This is a genomic window from Streptomyces populi (assembly GCF_002911015.1).
In the GTDB taxonomy this organism is placed as follows: domain Bacteria; phylum Actinomycetota; class Actinomycetes; order Streptomycetales; family Streptomycetaceae; genus Streptomyces; species Streptomyces populi.
The window spans coordinates 134,121-153,560 of sequence record NZ_KZ626847.1; the positions used below are offsets into that span (position 1 = coordinate 134,121).

Annotated in this window: 20 protein-coding genes and 1 pseudogene; 4 read left to right on the plus strand and 17 right to left on the minus strand. The window is 72.4% G+C overall.

What is annotated here, in order from left to right; all coding sequences use genetic code 11:
• Positions 1-11: 11 nt before the first annotated feature.
• The 10 genes from CW362_RS07005 to CW362_RS07055 all read right to left on the minus strand — a co-directional run bounded on the left by CW362_RS07005 (position 12) and on the right by CW362_RS07055 (position 9,759).
• On the minus strand, positions 12-779 hold the full coding sequence (locus tag CW362_RS07005) for an ABC transporter ATP-binding protein (RefSeq protein WP_103548486.1): 768 nt from the start codon (positions 777-779) through the stop codon (positions 12-14).
• On the minus strand, positions 763-1,713 hold the full coding sequence (locus CW362_RS07010; protein WP_103548487.1) for an ABC transporter permease: 951 nt from the start codon (positions 1,711-1,713) through the stop codon (positions 763-765). Before CW362_RS07010 ends, CW362_RS07005 begins: the two co-directional genes overlap by 17 nt.
• Entirely contained in the window at positions 1,710-3,053 is a 1,344-nt protein-coding gene (locus CW362_RS07015) for an ABC transporter substrate-binding protein (RefSeq protein WP_103548488.1), read from the minus strand. Before CW362_RS07015 ends, CW362_RS07010 begins: the two co-directional genes overlap by 4 nt.
• A gap of 16 nt (positions 3,054-3,069) precedes the next feature.
• Positions 3,070-3,297: a 4Fe-4S dicluster domain-containing protein gene (locus CW362_RS07020; RefSeq protein ID WP_037623574.1), complete on the minus strand. Its 228-nt coding sequence runs from the start codon at positions 3,295-3,297 to the stop codon at positions 3,070-3,072.
• A gap of 40 nt (positions 3,298-3,337) precedes the next feature.
• Positions 3,338-4,126: a GntR family transcriptional regulator gene (locus tag CW362_RS07025; RefSeq protein ID WP_103548489.1), complete on the minus strand. Its 789-nt coding sequence runs from the start codon at positions 4,124-4,126 to the stop codon at positions 3,338-3,340.
• Between the two features lie 230 nt (positions 4,127-4,356).
• Positions 4,357-4,626, minus strand: a complete 270-nt coding sequence (locus CW362_RS07030; protein WP_103548490.1) for a DUF4190 domain-containing protein — start codon at positions 4,624-4,626, stop codon at positions 4,357-4,359.
• The gene (locus CW362_RS07035; RefSeq protein WP_103548491.1) at positions 4,623-4,817 is read right to left on the minus strand and encodes a hypothetical protein; all 195 of its coding nucleotides are present in this window, start codon (positions 4,815-4,817) and stop codon (positions 4,623-4,625) included. Before CW362_RS07035 ends, CW362_RS07030 begins: the two co-directional genes overlap by 4 nt.
• A 978-nt stretch (positions 4,818-5,795) precedes the next feature.
• The gene (locus tag CW362_RS07045; RefSeq protein ID WP_103548492.1) at positions 5,796-6,254 is read right to left on the minus strand and encodes an RrF2 family transcriptional regulator; all 459 of its coding nucleotides are present in this window, start codon (positions 6,252-6,254) and stop codon (positions 5,796-5,798) included.
• Between the two features lie 58 nt (positions 6,255-6,312).
• Positions 6,313-7,572, minus strand: coding sequence for an acyl-CoA dehydrogenase family protein (locus CW362_RS07050; protein WP_103548493.1), 1,260 nt, complete (start codon positions 7,570-7,572; stop codon positions 6,313-6,315).
• A 759-nt stretch (positions 7,573-8,331) separates the two neighbouring features.
• Positions 8,332-9,759, minus strand: a complete 1,428-nt coding sequence (locus tag CW362_RS07055) for a hypothetical protein (protein ID WP_206300882.1) — start codon at positions 9,757-9,759, stop codon at positions 8,332-8,334.
• A gap of 305 nt (positions 9,760-10,064) precedes the next feature.
• Here CW362_RS07055 and CW362_RS07060 point away from each other — a divergent pair, with 305 nt between their 5' ends.
• Positions 10,065-10,988, plus strand: coding sequence for a carbamate kinase (locus tag CW362_RS07060; protein ID WP_103548527.1), 924 nt, complete (start codon positions 10,065-10,067; stop codon positions 10,986-10,988).
• A gap of 43 nt (positions 10,989-11,031) precedes the next feature.
• Here CW362_RS07060 and CW362_RS07065 read toward each other — a convergent pair whose 3' ends face one another.
• From CW362_RS07065 to CW362_RS07080, 4 genes are all read right to left on the minus strand, one after another.
• Positions 11,032-11,313: an SHOCT domain-containing protein gene (locus CW362_RS07065; RefSeq protein WP_103548528.1), complete on the minus strand. Its 282-nt coding sequence runs from the start codon at positions 11,311-11,313 to the stop codon at positions 11,032-11,034.
• Between the two features lie 173 nt (positions 11,314-11,486).
• Entirely contained in the window at positions 11,487-11,939 is a 453-nt protein-coding gene (locus CW362_RS07070) for an OsmC family protein (RefSeq protein WP_103548494.1), read from the minus strand.
• Positions 11,936-12,598 carry a CBS domain-containing protein gene (locus tag CW362_RS07075; RefSeq protein WP_103548495.1) on the minus strand — a complete coding sequence of 221 codons (663 nt, stop codon included), beginning with the start codon at positions 12,596-12,598 and terminating at the stop codon, positions 11,936-11,938. The genes CW362_RS07070 and CW362_RS07075 overlap by 4 nt, the downstream gene beginning before the upstream one ends.
• Positions 12,599-12,733: 135 nt before the next feature.
• On the minus strand, positions 12,734-13,435 hold the full coding sequence (locus CW362_RS07080) for a CBS domain-containing protein (protein ID WP_103548496.1): 702 nt from the start codon (positions 13,433-13,435) through the stop codon (positions 12,734-12,736).
• 330 nt (positions 13,436-13,765) lie between these two features.
• Here CW362_RS07080 and CW362_RS07085 point away from each other — a divergent pair, with 330 nt between their 5' ends.
• The gene (locus tag CW362_RS07085) at positions 13,766-14,275 is read left to right on the plus strand and encodes a DUF2231 domain-containing protein (protein ID WP_103548497.1); all 510 of its coding nucleotides are present in this window, start codon (positions 13,766-13,768) and stop codon (positions 14,273-14,275) included.
• 259 nt (positions 14,276-14,534) lie between these two features.
• Here the strand turns inward: CW362_RS07085 and CW362_RS07090 are convergent, their stop codons facing one another.
• Positions 14,535-15,410 carry a universal stress protein gene (locus CW362_RS07090; RefSeq protein WP_206300884.1) on the minus strand — a complete coding sequence of 292 codons (876 nt, stop codon included), beginning with the start codon at positions 15,408-15,410 and terminating at the stop codon, positions 14,535-14,537.
• 442 nt (positions 15,411-15,852) lie between these two features.
• On the opposite strand from CW362_RS07090, the pseudogene CW362_RS07095 reads away from it, so the two are divergent.
• A pseudogene (locus tag CW362_RS07095) lies at positions 15,853-16,694 on the plus strand (sensor histidine kinase); the annotation flags it as partial.
• 60 nt (positions 16,695-16,754) lie between these two features.
• Here the strand turns inward: CW362_RS07095 and CW362_RS07100 are convergent.
• Together CW362_RS07100 and CW362_RS07105 are read right to left on the minus strand one after the other, a co-directional pair.
• Positions 16,755-17,219, minus strand: coding sequence for a CBS domain-containing protein (locus CW362_RS07100; protein ID WP_103548499.1), 465 nt, complete (start codon positions 17,217-17,219; stop codon positions 16,755-16,757).
• Between the two features lie 39 nt (positions 17,220-17,258).
• Positions 17,259-18,248: an Acg family FMN-binding oxidoreductase gene (locus CW362_RS07105; protein ID WP_103548500.1), complete on the minus strand. Its 990-nt coding sequence runs from the start codon at positions 18,246-18,248 to the stop codon at positions 17,259-17,261.
• A gap of 225 nt (positions 18,249-18,473) precedes the next feature.
• Between CW362_RS07105 and CW362_RS07110 the strand changes: the two genes are divergently transcribed.
• On the plus strand, positions 18,474-19,361 hold the full coding sequence (locus CW362_RS07110) for a universal stress protein (protein WP_103548501.1): 888 nt from the start codon (positions 18,474-18,476) through the stop codon (positions 19,359-19,361).
• Positions 19,362-19,440: the final 79 nt, after the last annotated feature.

Sequence of the window (19,440 nt, forward strand, 5' to 3'; positions counted from 1 at the left end):
GGACATGCCTTTCAGGTACCGAGCGAGGAGAGGACTTCGCGGCGCAGGGCCACGCGCGCCGGATCGTCGTGCGCCGTACGGTCGCGCGGGCGCGGCACCTGGTGCAGCGCGGCGAGAGCGCCGGAGCCGAGCAGCGCCACCCGGTCGCCGAGGAACAGGGCCTCGTCGACGTCGTGGGTCACGAACACGACGGTCGCGCCGGTGCCCCGCAACACCTCCACCAGCAGGTCCTGCATGCCGGCGCGGGTCTGGGCGTCGAGCGCCCCGAACGGCTCGTCCATGAGGACGGCGCGCGGGGCCGGTGCCAGGGCGCGGGCCAACTGCGCGCGCTGGCGCTGGCCGCCGGAGACCCGGTGCGGCAACTGCCGTGCCTGTCCGGCGAGTCCGACCCGGGCGAGCCAGGACTCGGCCTGGGCGCGGCGTTCGGCGCGGGGCAACCCCTGGATGGCGAGGGGGAGTTCGACATTGGCGCGCAGGGTGCGCCAGGGCAGCAGGGCATCCTCCTGGAAGACCAGGGCGCGGTCGGCACAGGGGCCCGTCAGCGGGCGCGTGTCCTGGGTGGCCGCTCCGGCGAGGGGAGGCAGCAGTCCGGCGAGGGTGCGCAGCAGCGTCGACTTGCCGCAGCCGGAGGGGCCGACGAGGGTGAGGATCTCGCCGGGGGCCACGTCCAGGTCCACCCCGTGCAGCACGGGAGCGTCCGGGTGGCCGAGGACGGCGTCGCGCAGGGCGAGTCCCGCCCCTGTGCGCGACACCGGACGGACGTCAGACGAGCTGGTCATGGGGCACCTCCTGCTCCGTCGCGGACGCCGCCGGTACGGCGGTGAGGGGGCCGCGCGCCCGGCGCGGGGCCCGCGCGCCGGGGACGTACGACGTACGGGGCAGCCAGCGGGTCAGGCGGCGGCCCAGGACCTCCACGGCCGTGGAGGTGATCCAGCCGAGGACGCCGATCGTGACCATCCCGACGAACACGCCCGGGTAGTCGACGATCGTGTAGTCCTGCCAGGTGCGGTAGCCGACGCCGTACTGGCCGGAGATCATCTCGGCGGAGATGACGCAGATCCAGGAGACGCCGAGGCCGACCGAGAGGCCGCCGAAGATGCCGGGCAGCGCACCCGGCAGGACGACCGAGCCGAGGACGCGCAGGCGGCCGGCGCCCATGGTGCGCACCGCCTCCTCCCAGACGGGCGTCAGCGCCCGGACGGCGTGACGGGTGGAGACCAGGACCGGGAAGAACGCCGCGGTGAAGGTGATGAAGACGATGCCCTGTTCGTCGGAGGGCAGCAGGAGGATCGCCACGGGGACGAGCGCGATCGCCGGGATCGGCCGGACCACTTCCACGAGCGGACCGAGCAGGTCCTCGGCGAGGCGGGAGCGGGCCACGAGCACGCCCGTGGCCACGCCAAGGACGGCGGCCAGCAGGAAGCCGGTGAGGATGCGGGTGAGGCTCTCGGTGAGGTCCGTCCAGTAGTCGGGTCCCGACAGGCGCTCGGCGAAGGCGTGTGCCACGTCGGCGACCGTGGGGAACTGCGAGAAGCGCAGCCACAGGTCGACGTCCAGGCCGGTCAGCAGCTGCCAGACGCCGAGGGCGGTCGCCAGCGAGCCGAGGCGCAGTGCGAACCGGCCGTACCGGCGCGGATACCGCGGCGCGAACCGGCCGGCCCGCCGTGGACCGCGTGGCGCGAACCGGCCGTCCCCTCGCGGGTCCCGGGTCATGACGCCCGCCGCAGGGCGTCGGCGTAGGTGATGACGTGGGCGCCGGGGTGTCCCGCGGTGTACGCCTTCGCGGTCGCCGGTGCGACGAAGGGGAGCGACCGCTCGCCGTCGGCCACCCAGACCGCCCGGTCGGCGAACCAGAGGGTGCCGGTGGTGGCGTCGGGCACGTAGGCGGCGCGGATGCCGGCCTTGTGCCCGGCGAGGTGACCGAGCAGTTCCTCGGGCGACCCGAAGGTACGGGTCTGCCGGGCGCCCTCGGTCCACACCTCGCTCGCGGCCGGTGGGGGACCCGCGGCGAGGTGCTCGGCGTAGGCGGGTCCGAGGGCCTTCCTGACGTACCGGTCGTCGACGAAGGCGTCGACGTCCACGTCGCCGGTGAGCTTCGCCGACCTGAGGATCGACACGTCCTGCTTCAGGGCGGAGACGAGCCGCGGCTTGATCGCCGGGTCGAAGGTGGCGATGCCGTGGGCGCCGTTGTACAGGTAGACGACCTCGGCGGGCAGTCCGGTGGCCTCGGCGACCTTCTCGGCGGCGGACACGGGGTGGGCGTCGAGATAGTCCGTGGTCTTCGCCTGGGCCTTGAGGAAGGCTTCCAGGACGGCGGGCCTCTTCTCGGCGAAGTCCTCGCGGGCGGTGACGCCGTGGAAGGTCGGCAGGTCGAGCTGGGCCCCGTCGTACAGGGCCTTCGCCTTGCCCTGGTAGGCGAGCAGGCCCGGCCAGGCGACGAACTGGGACAGCGCGTCGACACTCCCCGCGGAGAGGGCGGACGCCCCCACCGCCGGCTGCTGGTTGAGCTTCTCGATGCCCTTGTCGGGGTCGACACCGGCGCGCCGCAGGGCCCGTACGAGTGTGCCGTCGGCGGCGGAGCCGATGCTCGTCGAGACCTTCTTGCCCTTGAGGTCCGTGAGCGAACCGATCCTGGAACCGGGGGCGGTGACGACGGTGTTGAGGCCGCCGCGGAGGTTGTAGCCGGTGACCGACACGAGGCGGGTGGGGCGGCCGAGCTGCTTGCCCCGGGCCGCGTTGATGAGCAGGGGGAAGTCGCCCATCGAACCGATGTCGATCTTCCCGGCGGTCATCTGGGCGGTGATGGGGGCGCCGGTCGCGTAGTCCTGCCAGTCGACCTTGTAGGTGTGGCCGTCGTGCAGGGCGCCGAGCTCCTTCTCGAACAGGCCGAGGGAGCGCAGGAGGGTGCCCGCGGTGACGGTGTTGATGGTCCTGGACTGGTAGCCGACCGTGACGGTGACGGTGGAGCCGTCGCCTCCGGCCGCGGCCGTGCCGCCGCACGCCGTCAGCGGGAGGAGCAGCAGGAAGCTCGCGGCAACCGCTTGGTGCTTCATGGGAGTTCAGGACCTTTCACCGGAGCAGATAGGGCATGTTGACCGTGACGGCTCCGGTGGGACAGCGGGCCGCGCACGGGCCGCAGTACCAGCACTCGTCGACGTGCATGTAGGCCTTGCCGCTGCTGTCGTCGATGGCGAGGGAGTCCAGCGGGCACATGTCCACACAGAGCGTGCAGCCGTCGATGCACTTCGACTGGTCGATGGTCACGGGCACGTCGGCCCGCTGGGGCGCCAAGGGCATGGCTGTCTCCGGGAAGGTCGTGCGGTGGAGGAAGGGGGTGTCAGCAGGAGCGGCGCAGGAGGCCGCTCATCGTGATGCGGTCGCCGCGGAACCGGATGAACTCCAGGTCGACCGGGCGGCCGTCGTCGAGGTGCGTGAGCCGTTCCAGCATGAGGACGGCCGTGCCGCGCGGGGCTTCGAGCACGGCGGCGGAGTGGGCGTCCGCGGTGACCGCCTCCAGGGTGATCTCGGCGTGACCGAGGGGCCGGCCGGTGATGGTCTCCAGGAGGCGGAAGACGTCGGTGTTCTCCAGGTCGGCGCCGAGCAGGGCGGTACCGATGTCGAGGGGGATGTAGGTGAGGTCGAGGGACAGGGGGAGGCCGCCCAGGCGGCGCAGGCGTTCGATGTAGAGGACGTCGGTGCCGGGCGGGACGTGGAGCCGTTCGGCGACCGGCGCCGGAGCCGGCGTGGGACCGGCGGTGCGGACCTCGTTGGTGACCCGGCCGTGTTCGTGGAGGGTCTCGGCCAGACCCATCAGGCGGTCGAGGCCGTGCGGGTACTTCCGGGCGACGACCACGGTGCCGACGCCCGGCTGGCGGTCGACCAGGCCTTCGGCGCGCAGCAGGTCGAGAGCTTCGCGGACGGTGTTGCGCGAAGCTCCGTAGTCACCGGCGAGGATCGACTCGTGAGGCAACGTGTCCGTGGGGAAACCGCCGGTGAGGAGTTGGCGGCGGAGGAGGTCGGCGAGCTGCCGGGCCCGGTCGGCGCGCAGCCGACGCCGCGCGCGGTGGGCGGCGACGGTGGTCGCGCCCTGGCCGGCGTGGTCGCGGATACGGTCGGTGGGAGGCACGGGTCGAACCCTATCGATCCAATAGGGAAAGCCGTGTTGCCGGAATGTTGCGCCACTTGAGGAGGGGGCGGACACGCGTCCGGCCTGGGGTTTCCGGCGTACGGGGGCCACATGTGCCATTCACCCCGGGGCGCGGGTCCGGCGACACGCCGTCGCGGCCGCCGCCCGGCCGCCGGGACCTTCGCGCACCGGGGCACACCTCCGTGCGCCGGATGCATGGGCCGAGGTGCTCAGAAGTGCCAGCTCACCGTGTTGTCCGCCGCGGTGACGAGAGCCAGGACGACCAGGTCGGCGGCACCGAGCAGTGTCCCGAGGTAGGCCCGGTGACGGTGGGTGGTGCCACGGTGCAGGGCGAGGAGTCCGAGAACGACGGCGGTCGGCCCCAGGAACAGGTTGAAGACCAGGAGTCCGACCAGGCCGAGGACGAAGGACGCCGCGGCCAGGGCGTACGGGTCACGGCGCGAGGTCGTCCGCGTCGTGCCGGTCACGGGGCGGCTCATCGGGCCTCCCCGCTCCGGGAGGGGGCGCGCCTTTGCGCCGCGTCACCGTCCGGACGGTGTTTTCGCAGACCGTAGACGAGCAGCCAGCAGCCGATGGCCACGGCCGCGGCCAGTGTGACGGGCAGCGGCAGGTGCGCCGCGGCACCCACCACCACTCCGAGGAGCAGGAAAGCGGCGACGAGGAAGAGCATGTGTCTCCTTCCGGGTTCACGGGGCCGCGCGGACGAATGATCAGCGGAGCCCGGGTGCCCTGAGTACCACCCGGAAAACTCCGGCCGTTCCGCCGTCCGCCAGGTCGGCTTGAACCGTTCGGCCACGCATGGCGGTCCCGGTCCGACGGGCGGTCGCGTCTCGGGAACCGGAACCGGACCGAGTACGGCCCGGAGTCCGCTGCGGCTGCGGCTGCGGCTGCGGCTGCGCCTGTCGCTGTCCGGGATCTTCCTGCCCGCCTTCCCCGCCGTGACCGAGGCGCGGGGCATGACCGCCTTCCCGGCCGGAACGCGCACCGCGGCACGCGTCGGCGCCGTACCCGCCCGCTCATGGCCGTACCCGCCTCCTCATGGCGGCGGGTACGGTCGGAGAGCAGCGGCCGGGCGGTGGACCAGGATGGTGCGGTCGGGTCAGCGACTTCCGTCGCCGGTGGGGGAATCGTCGGGATCGATGCCGGTGAAAGCGGACGGATCCTTCGCCCCGCTGGGGCGCCTGGACCTACCTCGACGGCCGGTGTCGTGCATGCCTCTGGACGACGAGCGCTCGGCCTGGTCCTCGCCCCGGCCGCTCATGCTGCCCAAGGGTGTGCCGGACCCCGACGCCTCCTTCTCCTCCTTGGTGGTCTTGCCACGTGGCCTGTCGGCCTCGGGCGCGTACTTGTCCGGATGGAAGGACCGATGGGGGCTGGGATTCGGCTGCTGCGATTCTTCGTTGATCGACGGAGTCCGGCGTAGTCCGTTTTCTTGTCGGGATTCGCCTGTGCCGCTCTTGTGCCGCGCATGCTGCGGAGTCTTCGCCATCATCACGAGGCCTCGCTTTCGCTCGGTGGTACTGGTCCACTCGGCCGCGTAATGCGCGAGTTGCCCTATTTCGACGCGAGAAACTCCCTCTCGGTGACCTTCCTGACCGCGCTGCCCGTTCGGCCGTGCCGTTGTCGCGGGCAGTGCGGGTCCGTGGGGTCAGGGATTGGCCCAGGCTCCCGGAGCGTCGGTCAGGGCGTGGACGTCGGGAGGCAGTCGGGCGGACGCCACGTCGGCGAGCGAGACTCCCTCGAGGATCTCGCGCACGTTGGACCGCAACGCGATCCACAGGGGGAGCAGCGACTGGGCCGGACCGGTGTAGGAGAGGTCCGGGGGGCGGACGCCGCGCACCGAGACGAGCGGTCCGTCCACGGCGCGTATGACGTCGGCGATGGTGATGGACCCGGCGGGCCTGGCCAGGCGGTAGCCCCCGTTGCCGCCGCGCTGGCTGAGGACGAGACCGCCCCGGCGCATGTCGTTCAGGATGCCTTCGAGGAACTTGTGCGGAATGTCCTGGGCGTCGGCGATCGCCTCGGCCTTCAACGGTGTCTCGTCCCGTGACGCGGCGAGTTGCAGCGCGGCACGTACCGCGTAGTCCGCCCTGGCTGAAATCCGCATGCGCGCATTATCCCGTACGGCCCGGGCCGGTATCCGTGCTCTCTCGCCGCTCTCCCGCTCAGGCGGGCAGGACGAACGGCGGGTGGGCGCCGTTGAGGAAGTAGTCCCCGACGTCACGGAGCCGGTGGCCGACGGGTTCGTACAGGGCGTGGGTCCGCGCGTTGCGCCAGAACCGGTCGAAGCCGAGCCGGGAGGACGCGGAACGGGCGCCGACGACGTCGAGGGCACGTGTGGTGGACTCCTGCGCGGCCCTGGACGCGGCGGCTTCGGCCATGGCCACGAGGGCGGAGATCTCCGCGCACTCGTCGTAGCTCAGGTCCTCACCGCGTGCCAGTCCGCCGTGCACCGCCCGCACCGCCTGCTCGGCGAGTGCCGAGGCGGAGCGGGTGAGGACGGTGAGCTCTCCGTGCAGGGTCAGGATCCGCGGGTCCGAGGGCGAGCCGACCGGCCAGGCGGGATGCCAGAGCGATTGGCCCGCCCTGCTGTACTCGCGCACTTCGGTGAGCACCCCCTCGGCGATGCCGAGAAGGATCTGGACGGAGAGGAGGCGTCCGACCGGCGAGGTGAAGGCGGTCAGGGGCGACAGGACCTCCTCGTCCGCGGACAGGGACCCGAGCACGCTGCCGGCGGCGACCGGTACGGCGTCGAAGTCGACACTGCCGCCGGCCGCGAGCCGCTGGCCGAAGACGTCGGAGTCGCCGTCGATCCGCACCCCGGGACGGGCGGTGTCGACGACGACGGCGAAGGGCTCGCCGGTGTCGGTCCGCTCGCCCCGTACGGCGAGGCGGTCGGCGACCAGGACCCCCGTGGCGTAGCTCTGCCGGCCTTCCAGGACGTAGCCCCCGGCCTTCCTGGTCAGTCTCAGCGGCGGCTCCTGGCGGGCGAGACCGCCACCCCAGAGGAGGGGCTTCCTCGTGGAGCGCTGCACGGCTTCGGTGGCGCGGGCGGAGTCGGCGAAGGACAGCGCGCTCCACGACAAGAAGTAGTGACAGCCGAGCAGTTGACCGATCGCGCCGTCGGCGGCGGAGATCTCCCGGACGACGGCGTAGGCCGTCGTCCAGTCCGCGCCGCCTCCTCCGGAGTCGGCCGGTACCAGGAGCGTCAGCAGTCCCGCCTCGCGCAGCCGGGCCACCTCGTCGAAGGGGGCCTTGCCCGCCTGCTCCCTGGTGACCGCGTCCGTGGCCAGGTCTTCCGCCGTCTCGCGGGCCGCGCGCAGCCAGTGCGCGCGGTCGAGTACGGCCGGGTCGGGTCCGGTCGTTCCGGGTGCGGTCAGGTCGGCTCCGGAGCCGGCTCCGGACGGCGCGGTGGCAACGCCCATGATGTTGGTTTCCTCAAGGTCGGCGGCAAGGTGCCGGGTCGGGAGTCTCTTGCCGGTCGGGCACGCGCGCGTGGCTCACGCGCCGTACGGCGCCGATCCGGCGCTGCTGGCTCTGCCCGGCCCGGGGCGGAGGCGGATTCGCCTGGTCGCGTGGGGACGGGAGGGAAAGGGGCGGCACACGCACGACGTGGGTGCCGGGCGCCCTACGCGCTACAACAGACGGCGCTGGCGACACGACCGAAGTCGACGTGCCGGCGGCGAACCAGTCGCTGCTGCGTGGGGGGCATGTACATCATCCTGCGCAGCCACCGGACGTCCGGTCAATGCTTTCCTAGTAAATCGATAGGAAATAGAGGGAGCCCGGGCCCGCGGACGCGGGAGGACCCGACGACTATCGGCCAAGGCCTGTCGTCCGGCACGCGGTCCGCGACTGACGGGAAGTCATACGCACTGTTCGCCCGGGCGAGTCGACTGTCGTCGTACGTGCGGAAGACGGCGCCGGGCACGGCGAGTCGGGGTCCGGCGCGACCACGCTGGTGGACCACGCCATCGTCGTGCCGGCACGTGGTCCTTTCGCGGCCGGGAGCCGCCTCGTCATGATCGCGGGCTGCGGCACCGAGGCGACCTCGGGGGATACGTGCGGTCGCCCGCGGTGGCCGCCGCCGACTTCCCCCGAACCCCGCCCGCACCCTCCTCGACCGCTCCGGTCGAGGAGGGGGAGTCGGGCGTCGCCGACGGGCCGTGCCGATCGAGCTGCGCTCAGCCGCTCAGCCCCGCCTCCCGCTTGCGTCGACGCAGTACGTAGTCGCTGAAGAGGTGTCGGCTCCGGTCGAGCAACTCTCCTGTTTCCTCGGCGTCCTGACCGCGAGCGTCGGGCGACGGATGCCAGCGCTGCACGGACTGCCCGGCCCAGGTGCGCAGCTTCACGTCCTGGTCCTGCAGCAGGCCGACCGCCGCTCGCAGCGCCACGACGCCACCGCTCGCGTCGAGCAGCCGGAACGCGCCGAGGCGCACGTGCCGTGGCCGCTCGGAGCCGGCGCGCTCCGCGAGCCAGTCGGAGGGCAGGTCCTTCGCCCCGGGCAACAGGGCGGTGACCGCCTCACGGACGACACCGGGGGAGGGGTCGTCGAGGAGCGGTCGTACGTACCGCGGATCCACGTGGTCCAGGGTCCGCAGTCCGGCCACCGACCGCGCCCGCACCCGGGCATCCGGGTGGGTGAGCAGCGGCCGGAGCAGACCGGCGTCCGCGCGGTCGCCGCACTCGGCCAGCCCGATGACCGCACCCGGCGGCGGTCCCGGGGCGTCCGCCGTCGTGCACCGCCGCCGGTACCAGTCCGCCGGGTCGCCTCCGTGCTGTCGTACGACATACCGGGCGCAGGCACGTACGAGCGCGGATCGGTCGGTGAGGAACGGCTCCGCACGCTGCGGCTGCCCCGCCCGTCGCAGCCCGGTGACGCCGGCCGAGCGGATACGCGGATTGCGCGCGGACAGCAGGGCGGGCAGCACCTCCTCGTACGCTTCTTCCTCGTCGCCCAGGGCCGAGAGCGCCGCCGTGGCACACAGGTCCTGGACGACGCTGTCCGTGTCCCCGGCGGCCGCTCGGGCCAACTCGGCGGGACGCAGCACCCCTTCGTCGATCGCCAGCCGGTACGCGAACCGCCGTACGACCCGGTCCGGGTCGGCGAAGAGAACAGCGAAGTGCTCCCGGGACGCCCCGCGCAGGGTCCGGCCGAGCACCTCGGTGCCGAAGGCGCCACGCTCGCGGCGCCCGACACGCAGGACCAGCGACGCGACGCCCACCGCGGAGTCCGCGTCCAGGCCCTCGCGCAGCACCTGCCGGGCGTACTCGCGCACCGGGCCGACCCAGTCGGCGCAGCGGATCACGACGAGCGGCAGCAGTCCGGGGTACCGGGCCGAGCGGCCCACCGCTTCCTGGCGGATCCGCCCGTCGCGGTGGCAGAGGGCGAGTGCGAGCCGGGACTCGTCGAACCGGTCCAGATCGGCGGGCAGCGGGACCGGAGGGCAGCCCTGCGGCCTCGACGACGTTCGGGACCAGGGCACTTCACGCACCGCCGCGTCCAGCGCGAGCCAGTCGCCGGGGTCGGTGACATCGAGCGCGCTCTCGAGCGGCGCTCCGCCCGCGAGCTGCACGGCTGCTGTCGTACCGCCCTCGATGTCCTTGATCATTTCTGTCCTTTCTGTCCTTCCGGCAGTGGATCGAGTGATCGTAAGGCGCGTGGTCCGTCCAGGTCGCACGAAATACGGCCGCTCCCGGAGCCGCCCGGCCGGCCCCGCGACAGGGGCCGTTCGGTCGGCGGCGGCCGGGACCAACGGTCCCGGACGGGGAAGTTCGGCCACCGACCACGACCTCCGCCGCCGCCAAGAATGGTGGGGGCTGCTCCTCACCCGCCTCCGTCGGCGTGGACCACCGGGCGGGGAACCAACTGCACACCGTCAAGGCCGTCCTGGCCGTCACCCTGGAGGACCGAGTCATGCGCATCGTCATCGCTCTGGGCGGCAACGCCCTGCTGCACCGCGGCGAACGCCCCGACGCGGCCGTCCAGGAGTCGAACGTCGACCGCGTCACCAACGCGATCGCGGCCCTCGCCCACGACCACGAGATCGTCGTCACGCACGGCAACGGCCCCCAGATCGGCCTGCTCGCCGCGGAGAGCGCCGCCGACCCGGTCCTGAGCGCCCCCTACCCGCTCGGCCTGCTCGGCGCGCAGACCCAGGGACTGATCGGCTCCCTGCTGGTCCGCAGCCTGCACGACGCCCTGCCCGGACACCGGACGATCGCGTTGGTCACCCACACCCTGGTCCGGTCCGACGACCCCGCCTTCGAGCACCCCACGAAGTTCGTCGGCCAGGTGTACCCGTACGACATCGCGTCGGCGCTCGCCCGCAAGCGCGGCTGGCACATCGCCGCCGACACCACCGGCTGGCGCCGCGTCGTCCCCTCCCCGGCACCCGAACGGATCCTGGAGACCGAGACCGTCCACGAGCTGCTCGCCGGTGGCGCGCTCGTCGTCTGCGCGGGCGGCGGGGGCGTCCCCGTGACCGCCGACCCGGACACCGGAGCGCTCACCGGGGTGGAGGCCGTCGTCGACAAGGACCTCACGGCGGCCCTGCTCGCGGAGGAACTGAAAGCCGACTTCCTGCTCATCCTCACCGACGTGCCCTGCGTCTACGCCGACTTCGGGACTCCCGGCCAGCGGCCCGTCCTGGGCGCCACCCCCGCCGACCTGCGCGGGCGAAGCTTTCCCGAGGGTTCGATGGGACCCAAGACCGAGGCGGCGGCCCGGTTCGTGGAACGCACCGGGGGACTGGCCGCCATCGGTGCCCTGGACGCGGCGTACGAGATGGTCCACGGCACGTCGGGCACGCTCGTCCGCCCCGACCTGCCGGTCGTGTGACCCTCCCCGGGCCCGTCGTCGCAGGCGACGACGGGCCGCCGGGTCAGGCCTTCCCGGAACTCCCGCCGTCGCCGGAACGCAGAACGGCCAGGCGGCTTCGGTACTCCTCCTCGTCGATCTCCCCGCGGGCGAAGCGTTCCGCGAGGAGCCGCTCCGGAGCGGCGCCGGGCCCTGTGTGCCCGGCGCCCGCCCCGCCGTCCGTCGGCCGGGACACGGCCCGGAACAGCAGGACGGCGAAGACGATCAGCACGGTCCAGAAGAGGATCATGCCGACCGACATGGTGAACCAGCCCCACCCGTTTGGATCATGTCCGTACCAGAACATCACGGTCACCCGCTTCCTCGTGGCCGCCGGACGTGGGCTGCCCGCCCGTGGTTCCGGCGCGCCACTGTCAGTGTCGGTCCCCGGCCACTCGCCTGCTGTGAGCCGAAGAGCCCGCATCCGCCGGGGCGTTCGGCCCCTCTGCCCGGAGTGGTCGGCGACCGGGCCGGGCCGTCTCAGCTCCCCACCTCGATGCGGATCCCGGGAGGATCGTGAAGTGTGTTGTGGACCGTGCAGTGCGAGGCGACGGCGAGCATGGCGGCATACCGCTGAGCCGGCAGCTCCGGAGGTGGAACGACGACCACGCGCACGGAATCGACACGGGCGGGCCGGTCCGTCGCCATGGTGAACTCCGAGCGGACCCGCAGTCCCTCCCGGGACAGTCCGTGCCGCTGGAGGTAGCGGCCCGCGTAGAAGGCGACGCAGGTGGCCAGTGATGCGGCGAACAGTTCGACCGGGGTCGGCGCGATGTCCGTTCCGCCCGCGTCCACGGGCTGGTCCACCAGGAGCCGGTGCCCTCGGATGTCCACCTCGTACGCGTCCCCGCCCACATGGGTGACATCGAGCCGGTGTTCGACCGCGGGTCGTGGTTGTCGCGCGGCCGATGTGTCCGGTGCCGTGTCCGTCATGGCGCGGCCTCCGTCGACTCGCCGGTGAGCCGCGGTACGACGTCCACGACGCCCTCGACCGCGTGTACGAGGCGCACCGCCACGGAGACGAGCGAGGTGTCGTGGACGTGACCGCGCAGGGTGACGACCCCCTCGCACACGTTCACGTGGATGGCGTGGCTGAAGCCCGGGAAGAGGTACGACACCACTGTGCGCCGGACCTCCTCCTCTATCTCCTGGTCGGGCCGCAGGAAGACCTTGAGCAGGTCGGCGCGGCTGACGATGCCCTGGAGCATGCCGATGTCGTCGACCACGGGCAGCCGTTTGACGTGGCGGACGGCCATGATCCGGGCCGCCTGCGCGAGGGTGGCGTCCGCGTGGACCGTGACCGCCGGGGTGCTCATGAGTTCCGCGGCCCTGGTCGCACCGGCCTTGGCGGCGTCGGCCAGGCGCTCCTGCTGCCGGGAGAGGCTCTGTTCCTCGTCCCGGAACTCCTCCTTGGGCAGCAGGTCGGCCTCGGACACGACACCGACGACGCGTCCCTCGCCCTCCAGCACGGGCATGGCACTGACCTTCCACTGCTCCAGGGTCCGTACGATCTCCTTGAACGGAGCGTCCCGTCCCACGGCCACGACCGTCTGGGTCATCACATCGCTGACGATGTGCGGAGTGCCGGTCATGTCCCAACACCTCGATTCGTTGTCGTCTCGACCGGTCGCCGCCGGTCCGACGGGTCCACCTGGTTCGTGTGACGACCCGGACGGGTCGGCCGGGTACGACTGCGACCGCGTCCGGGGTGTCGGCTCCGGAGCCGCTCACGTGGCCGGTCCGGCCCGGCGCGACGTTCCGGCCCCCGGAGCCACGGGGGTGTCGTCCAGACGGTGGTGCAATTCAGCGGAGACGCCGACCACCCCGTCCACGCCTTGGCACAGGCGCACGACGACCGGGACGAGCGACTTGCGTTCGACGGTGCCCTTCAGCGACACCCGCCCGTCGACGACGTGCACGGTGACCGCGCCGGGAGCGACGCCGAGGGTGTGCACGAGCACCTCACCGGCTATCTCCTCCCGGATGGCGCTGTCGCCACGAAGGAAGACACGCAACAGGTCCGCCCGGCTGACCAGGCCGACCAGCCTGCCGACCTCGTCGACCACCGGCAGCCGTTTGACGTGGTGGAACTCCATGACCTGCGCGGCCTCGACCGCCGTCCACCGGGGCTCGGCCGTCACGGCCGGGCTGTTCATCAGCCCCTCGGCGGTCGTTGCCTCCGCCTTCGTGCGGTCGGCGGGGCGGGAGTGCAGGACGGGCAACAGGCCGGCCGGATCGAGCTGGGCGGCTTCCTTGCGCAGCAGATCCGCCTCGGAGACCACGCCCACGACGCGTTCGGCGTCGTCCACGACCGGTACGGCGGTGACGCCGTACTCGGCGAGCAGCTTGGCGATCTCCTTGAAACCGGTGTCCTGGCGCACCCTGATGACCGACGTGGTCATGAGGTCGCGTACCGTCCGGTGCCTCATGGATCCCACCTCCTCGTGCCGTGCGGGTCCCCTCTTCACTGTCCGTCGGCCCAGGCGGCGGCCGCATGGGCCGGACGGTCCACTTCCCTGCCCCGGGAGGCCCTGGCGGCACCGGCCCCGCTCGACGCCGCCGGCCGGGCCGTCCTGACGGCACTCGGCACCCTGCCCCTGCCCTTCCGGTGGCCGCCCTCCGCTGAAGGCCGGGTCCGCCCGGTGCCCGGATGCGCGGTTCCCCGCGACGTGGAGTTCAGAGGGACCTGAGAGATTCCTGTGCCAGTCTGGCGCGCCTGATCGACACCGTGAGTACCCGTCCCCCCGAAGGAGTTGTTGATGAGCCTGGTCAACGGCCTGCCCGCGCACGTACTGCTGGTGCATTTCGTGGTCGTTCTCGTTCCCCTGACCGCACTCGCCCTCGTGGTCTGCGCGATATGGCCCGAAGCGGCCAGGCGCCTGGGCGTCGTGCTGCCGCTGCTCGCCCTGGTCACGCTCGTGAGCGTGCCGCTCACCTCGAACGCGGGCGAATGGCTGGAGGGACACGTCGCCGACAACGCGCTGGTGCGCCGCCACGCCGAACTCGGGGACGGCCTTCTTCCCTGGGCCGGGGGCCTGTTCGTCCTGGCGGTCGTCCTCTGGTGGAAGGTCGGCCGCACCGCGGCGTCCGGGGCCGCGGACGCCACGCCCCGACCCGCCACCCCCGTGAGGGCCGCGGCCGTGGTGCTGTCGCTCGTGGTGGCCGCAGGAGCCGTAGTGGACGTGTACCGCATCGGTGACTCGGGGGCTAAGGCGGCGTGGCACGACGGCTATTCCGAGACGGCCTCGCACGGAGGCGACGAGGGCTGACGCGTCCGGCAGGCCGCGGTCCCGGGGCCCGGCGGAGGCCCTGTCCGGCGACGCAGGCGGGACAGCGGGTCCGCGTCGGCCCGGCCGACGGCCGACGCGGCGAAGTCCTCGGCCGCGGCGAGCAGTTCGTAGCGGCGGGGACGGGGAGGGCGTTCTGGACGTGCCGGGTTCTCGGAGCCGTGGGCCGAAGGCGTCGTTCCGCGGTGCGCCGGGGAAACGGACGAGTCCCGCGAGATCGTGGCGGCATCCCGCGGAGGGATCAGGTCCTGTCCGGTACGACCGCCACCGGACATGCGGCGTGGTGCAGCAGGGTGTGGCTCACACGGCCCAGTTGGAGCCCGAAGCGACCGGATCTGCGACGCGCTCCGAGGACCACCAGGTCGGCGGCGGCCGAGCGGTGGACCAGCACCTTGCGGGCCGCTCCCTCGACGGTCGTCCGACGCAACCGCACGTCCGGATGGGCGGCGGACGCGTCGGCGACGAGGGTCTGGATGAGGGCAACGGCCTGTTTCTCGTGCTGATGCTCCGGATCCTCCGCCAGTGCCGTGTCGTCGGCCGCTTCCCGGACCGGACACCGCCAGGCCCGGACGACATCCAGCTCGCACCCGCGGGCCGCGGCTTCCCGGAACGCGAACCCGACCGCCTCCCGGCATGTGTCGGGGTCGCCGACGCCGAGCAGGATGCGCTCGTGGGATCCGGCCAGAGCCGCCTTGTCGCCCCTGACCACGATGACCGGGCAGTGGGCGCGGGCCGCCACCGCCAGCCCCACGGAACCGAGCAGCGTGCCCTTCAGCTCCCCGCGGCCCCGTGAACCGGTGATCAGGGTGGTGGCGTTCCGAGCCTCGTCCAGGAGCGCGGAAACGGCCTCGGCCGGCACGGTCTCCGTGGAGACGCTCAGACGGGGGGCGTGCCGGCGAACCCGTTCCGCCGCCGAACCGACGATGTGCTCCGCCAGCACCCGCTCGGAGGAGCGCTCCCGGCTCAGTGTCGGAAACGCCCCCTCGTACCGCTCCCACAAGGACGCGTGGACCAGGCGCAGCGGAAGCCGGTTGCGGGTGGCCAGGTCCACCGCCCAGTCGACGGCCAGGAGACTGCCGTCCGATCCGTCGACGCCCACGACGAGGGGGAGTGTCATTGTCTCCACCGCCTTCTTCCTTGTCCGCTCGTGCGGTACGGGGTGTCACTCCCACGGTGGCCCCTGCCGGCAGGCTGACGGCAGGGGCCGTTCAGCCCTCCCTTTCGGCTTTCAGCCCTGGCGGTGCGGGCACGGCCCGAGCGCCGTTCGGCTCACCGGCCCGGCCGAGGAGGACCACCGTTGGAACGGTCCCCTCCGTGCGGCACCGGCGCGCGCCGACCGGGATGTACCGAGAGGTCGGAGGCAGCATGGCGCAGACCTCGAGCGAGTTCCGCGAAGTGCTGTCGCACCTGAAGCTCGGCGATCTCCTGGATGAGCTTCAGGCCCGTCTCAGTGCCACCCGGGGCACGCCCGACCGTGTGCACGGCCCGCTGGGCGAGCTGATCCGCCGTCCGGAACCCCTGCGCCTGCACGAGCTCTCCGGCATCCCGCCTCCTGCGGCTTTCCGGCCGGTCACCCGGAGACGCACAGCTTCGTCGGCGTCCCGATCCGCGTGCGGGACCAGGTCTTCGGCAAGGAACCACCACGCTTCGAAGGGCTCGGTCCGGCGGTGGCCGTCCCCATCGGTACCGGTGCGACCGACGTGAGAGGAGTGGTGCTCCTGGCCCGCGGGACCGGCGGACCGGTCTTCTCCGACCGGGAGACCCCGATGTTGCGGGGATTCGCCGCGCAGGCCGCGATCGCCTTGGAACTCGCCGAGCGGTGGCAGGACGCCGAGCAGATCGCGGTGCTGAAGGATCGTGACCGGATCGCCCGCGATCTGCGCGACCTGGCCATCCAGCGACTGTTCGCCACGGGGACGACGCTCCAGAGCGCGGGCCGGTTCATCACCTGCCCGGAGGCTTCCGAGCGAGTGCTGAGGGTCGTGGACGACCTCGACGAGACCATCAAGATCATCAGATCGGCCATCTTCGGGCTCCGCGTCCGCGACGGGGACGCGACCGGCGGCGGGCTGCGGGCCACCGACGTGCCGCGCGAGACCGCCGGCCATGTCGTGGCCGTGCTCGTCGAGGCACTGTCCGATGTCGCCCGGCACGCGCATGCCGACGGGCCGACGTGGAGCTGACCACCGACGGCCGGGAGGTGCGTCTGAAGGTCTCGGACGACGGGACGGGGATTTCGCCGGGCGGCCGCCGCAGCGGACTGCGCAACATGGCGGGGCGGGCCGGACAACTCGGCGGGTCGCTGGAGTTGAGTGCTTCCCGCAGCGGTGGCGCACTGGTCTGTCGGCACGTTCCGCTGTCGGCGGGGGAGAGGGGCGCACAGGGGGGACGGGGCACGTAGGACCGTGTTCCGGCTCTTCGGGGCCCGGGCGCAGGGCGTGACCGTCCGGGATGCCGTGTCCTAGGACGGGACCGGTCCGCCACCGTCGGCCCGGGGGATCGGCGCCGGTGCTTCCTGCAGGACGTTCCAGGCGACCGGGCCGAGCAGGTCGGTGAGTCGTCGGAAGACGTCGAGAAGCAGGTCGTCGACCGTCAGCACACCCACCACCCGGCTCGCGTCCAGGACCGGCAGTCGACGGACACCTGTCCGACGGAACGTCCGGTAGGCCGCCTGGAGGTCGTCGTCGGCGTCGACCGTGACGGCGGGCGGCGACATGACCGCGTCCACCCGTGTGCCCGGGGCCAGGCCTCCGCCCATGCCGCGCACGGCGAGATCGCGGTCGGTGACTATGCCGTGCAGTGCTCCGTCCCGCACCACGAGAACCGATCCGACGGCGTGCTCGGCCATCTGCCCGGCCACCTCGGCCAAGGTGGCGTCAGGTGTCACGCACACCGGAGGAGCGGTCATCACCTCCGAGGTCTTCATGGGACTGCTCCTCGCTGATGTGTGAGGCGGGTGAAGGCGTCAGAGGAAGTCGAGCACGTCTGCCACCGGCCGCCGCGGGCTCTCCTCGCCCTCGGGGCCGTAGCCGAGCCGGATCACCATCTGGACGTTCGCCATGGCGGAGACCGGATCGCGGACGGCCCACCGGATGTCCTGCCACTCCAGCGGCTGGGACGTGACGGAGGCGACCAGTCCGTCCGTGGTGGCCTGGAGCAGAACCCGCTCCAGCGCCTGGCCTGCGCGCACCCAGTCCACGGGTTCGTCGCGGGCCGTCCCGAGCAGAGCGATGTTCGGATTCTCCTCGAAGGCCGCTCTGCCGCGCCCGGGCATCGGACGGCCGACGGCGAAATCACGTACGGGGACCGACGTGCCGCGCTGCCGCGGGCCGAACGCCTCTCCGGGGATGCCGTCCGCCGCCGCGGTGACGGCCGACGACTCCGTACGCGTCCAGCGAACCGTCTCCGCGTGCACTTGCGGGTCGAGTGCCTCCGAGTCCTCGGCGTCCCGGATCAGGTCGAGAATCGACCGGACATGCCAGGGGTCGGGGAAGAACAGTTCCGCGCCTTCGAGGCGGGCCGCCTCGGACAGCCGTTCTCTCGTGGCGACAGGGACCTCCTCGTCGCGGAAGGGGAAGCGGCTGGAGTGCCGACGCCGGATCGAGGGGGCCAGCCGCGCGAGCGTGTCGCCGGACGGTCCGGTGCCGGACAGGTGCACCTCGGCGAGGAGCTCCGCGGAGGCGGGATCGGGTAGCAGCAGGACCCTCGGCGTCAGACCGGCCGCAGCGGCGGCCACGCGCAGATTGAACAACGCGGCGCCGCAGCCCATGTACAGGCCCCGGTTCTCCGGATCCGTGTGCGGGAGGGCGCGCTCCAGGTCGGCGTAGAGCCGGAGGACGCCCGTGTCCCGCGTGCAACGGAACACCCAGGGCTGGGCGTTGTGCAGCGAGGGAGCGGCGACGGCGTCCGTCACGAGTGCCGTGATCGTCTTCGTGTCGAGAGGTTCTGCGTTCACGGTGCCTTCCCTTCGTGCGGCTCCTCGTCCCGCCCCCGGTTCCGCAGACGACGGTCCCGCCGTCGATTCCATGAAAGGCCACGGGAACGTCGGTCCGGCAGGGGCCATTGGTCCTCACAACGGGTCCTGCCGGGGCCGTTCGGCCCAGCCTCGGGGACGAACGGCCACTCCCCGGACTCTCGTACGCGGTGTCATCGTGGAACGACCCTGAACCTTGGAGGGATCATGCTTGCCGTGCGCGGACCGGTCGTCGTGGGGGCGGATGGATCCGAGGGCGCGGAGACGGCCGTGCGGTGGGCGGCCGCCGAGGCCGCGTGCAGGGACGCGCCACTGCACATCGTGTGTGCCACCGCGCTGGACACCCTGGTCGCGGACGTGCCGTCCGAATCCGTGGCCCGGCGGGTGCTCGACGCCGGTTCGGCCACCGTGGAGAGCGCTGTCGCGGTGGCGGAGGGCGAGGCGTCCGGCATCCGCGTCGTCCCCGTGGTCAGCCACGCGGCCGCCGCGCAGGCCCTGCTCGAAGCGGCGGGCGACAACGGCCTCATCGTGGTGGGTACCCGTGGATCCGGCGGGTTCGCCGCACTTCTGGTCGGGTCGGTCGGGCTCTGTGTGGCCGCCTACGCGACAGGTCCCGTCGTCGTGGTGCGCGGCGAGCCCGACCACGTCACCACGGGAGTGGTTCTCGTCGCCGTACGCGACGAACGGGACCTCGGCGTGGTGCGCTTCGCGGCGCGGACCGCCGTCCGGTACAAGGCCTCGCTGCGCGTGCTGAGCACCTACGCCTACTACCAGTACGCGGGAAGCATGGTCCCGTTGCTCGGCGACCTCACCGAAGTCGCCGAGGAACAGGCGAGCTACGCCAACCGCCTCATAGCGCCTGTGCGGGACGAGTTCCCCGGCCTGACGGTGACCAGCGATCTGGTCAGGGCCCACTCCCCGGCCGGCGCCCTCGTCGACGCCTCCGCCCACGCGGATCTGGTCGTGGTCGGAGCCCGTCGGCCCGCGCACGTTCCCGGGGCACCGCTGGGACACGTGGTCCACGCCGTGCTGCACCACGCGCACTGTCCCGTGGCGGTGGTCCCTCACGGCGAACTCCATCGTTCCGAGGACTGACCGGCCGGCCGGACACGAACCGGACGAGGCCGGACACGAACCGGACGAGGAACGGTTCGCCGCACTGGAGGGGCGAGCA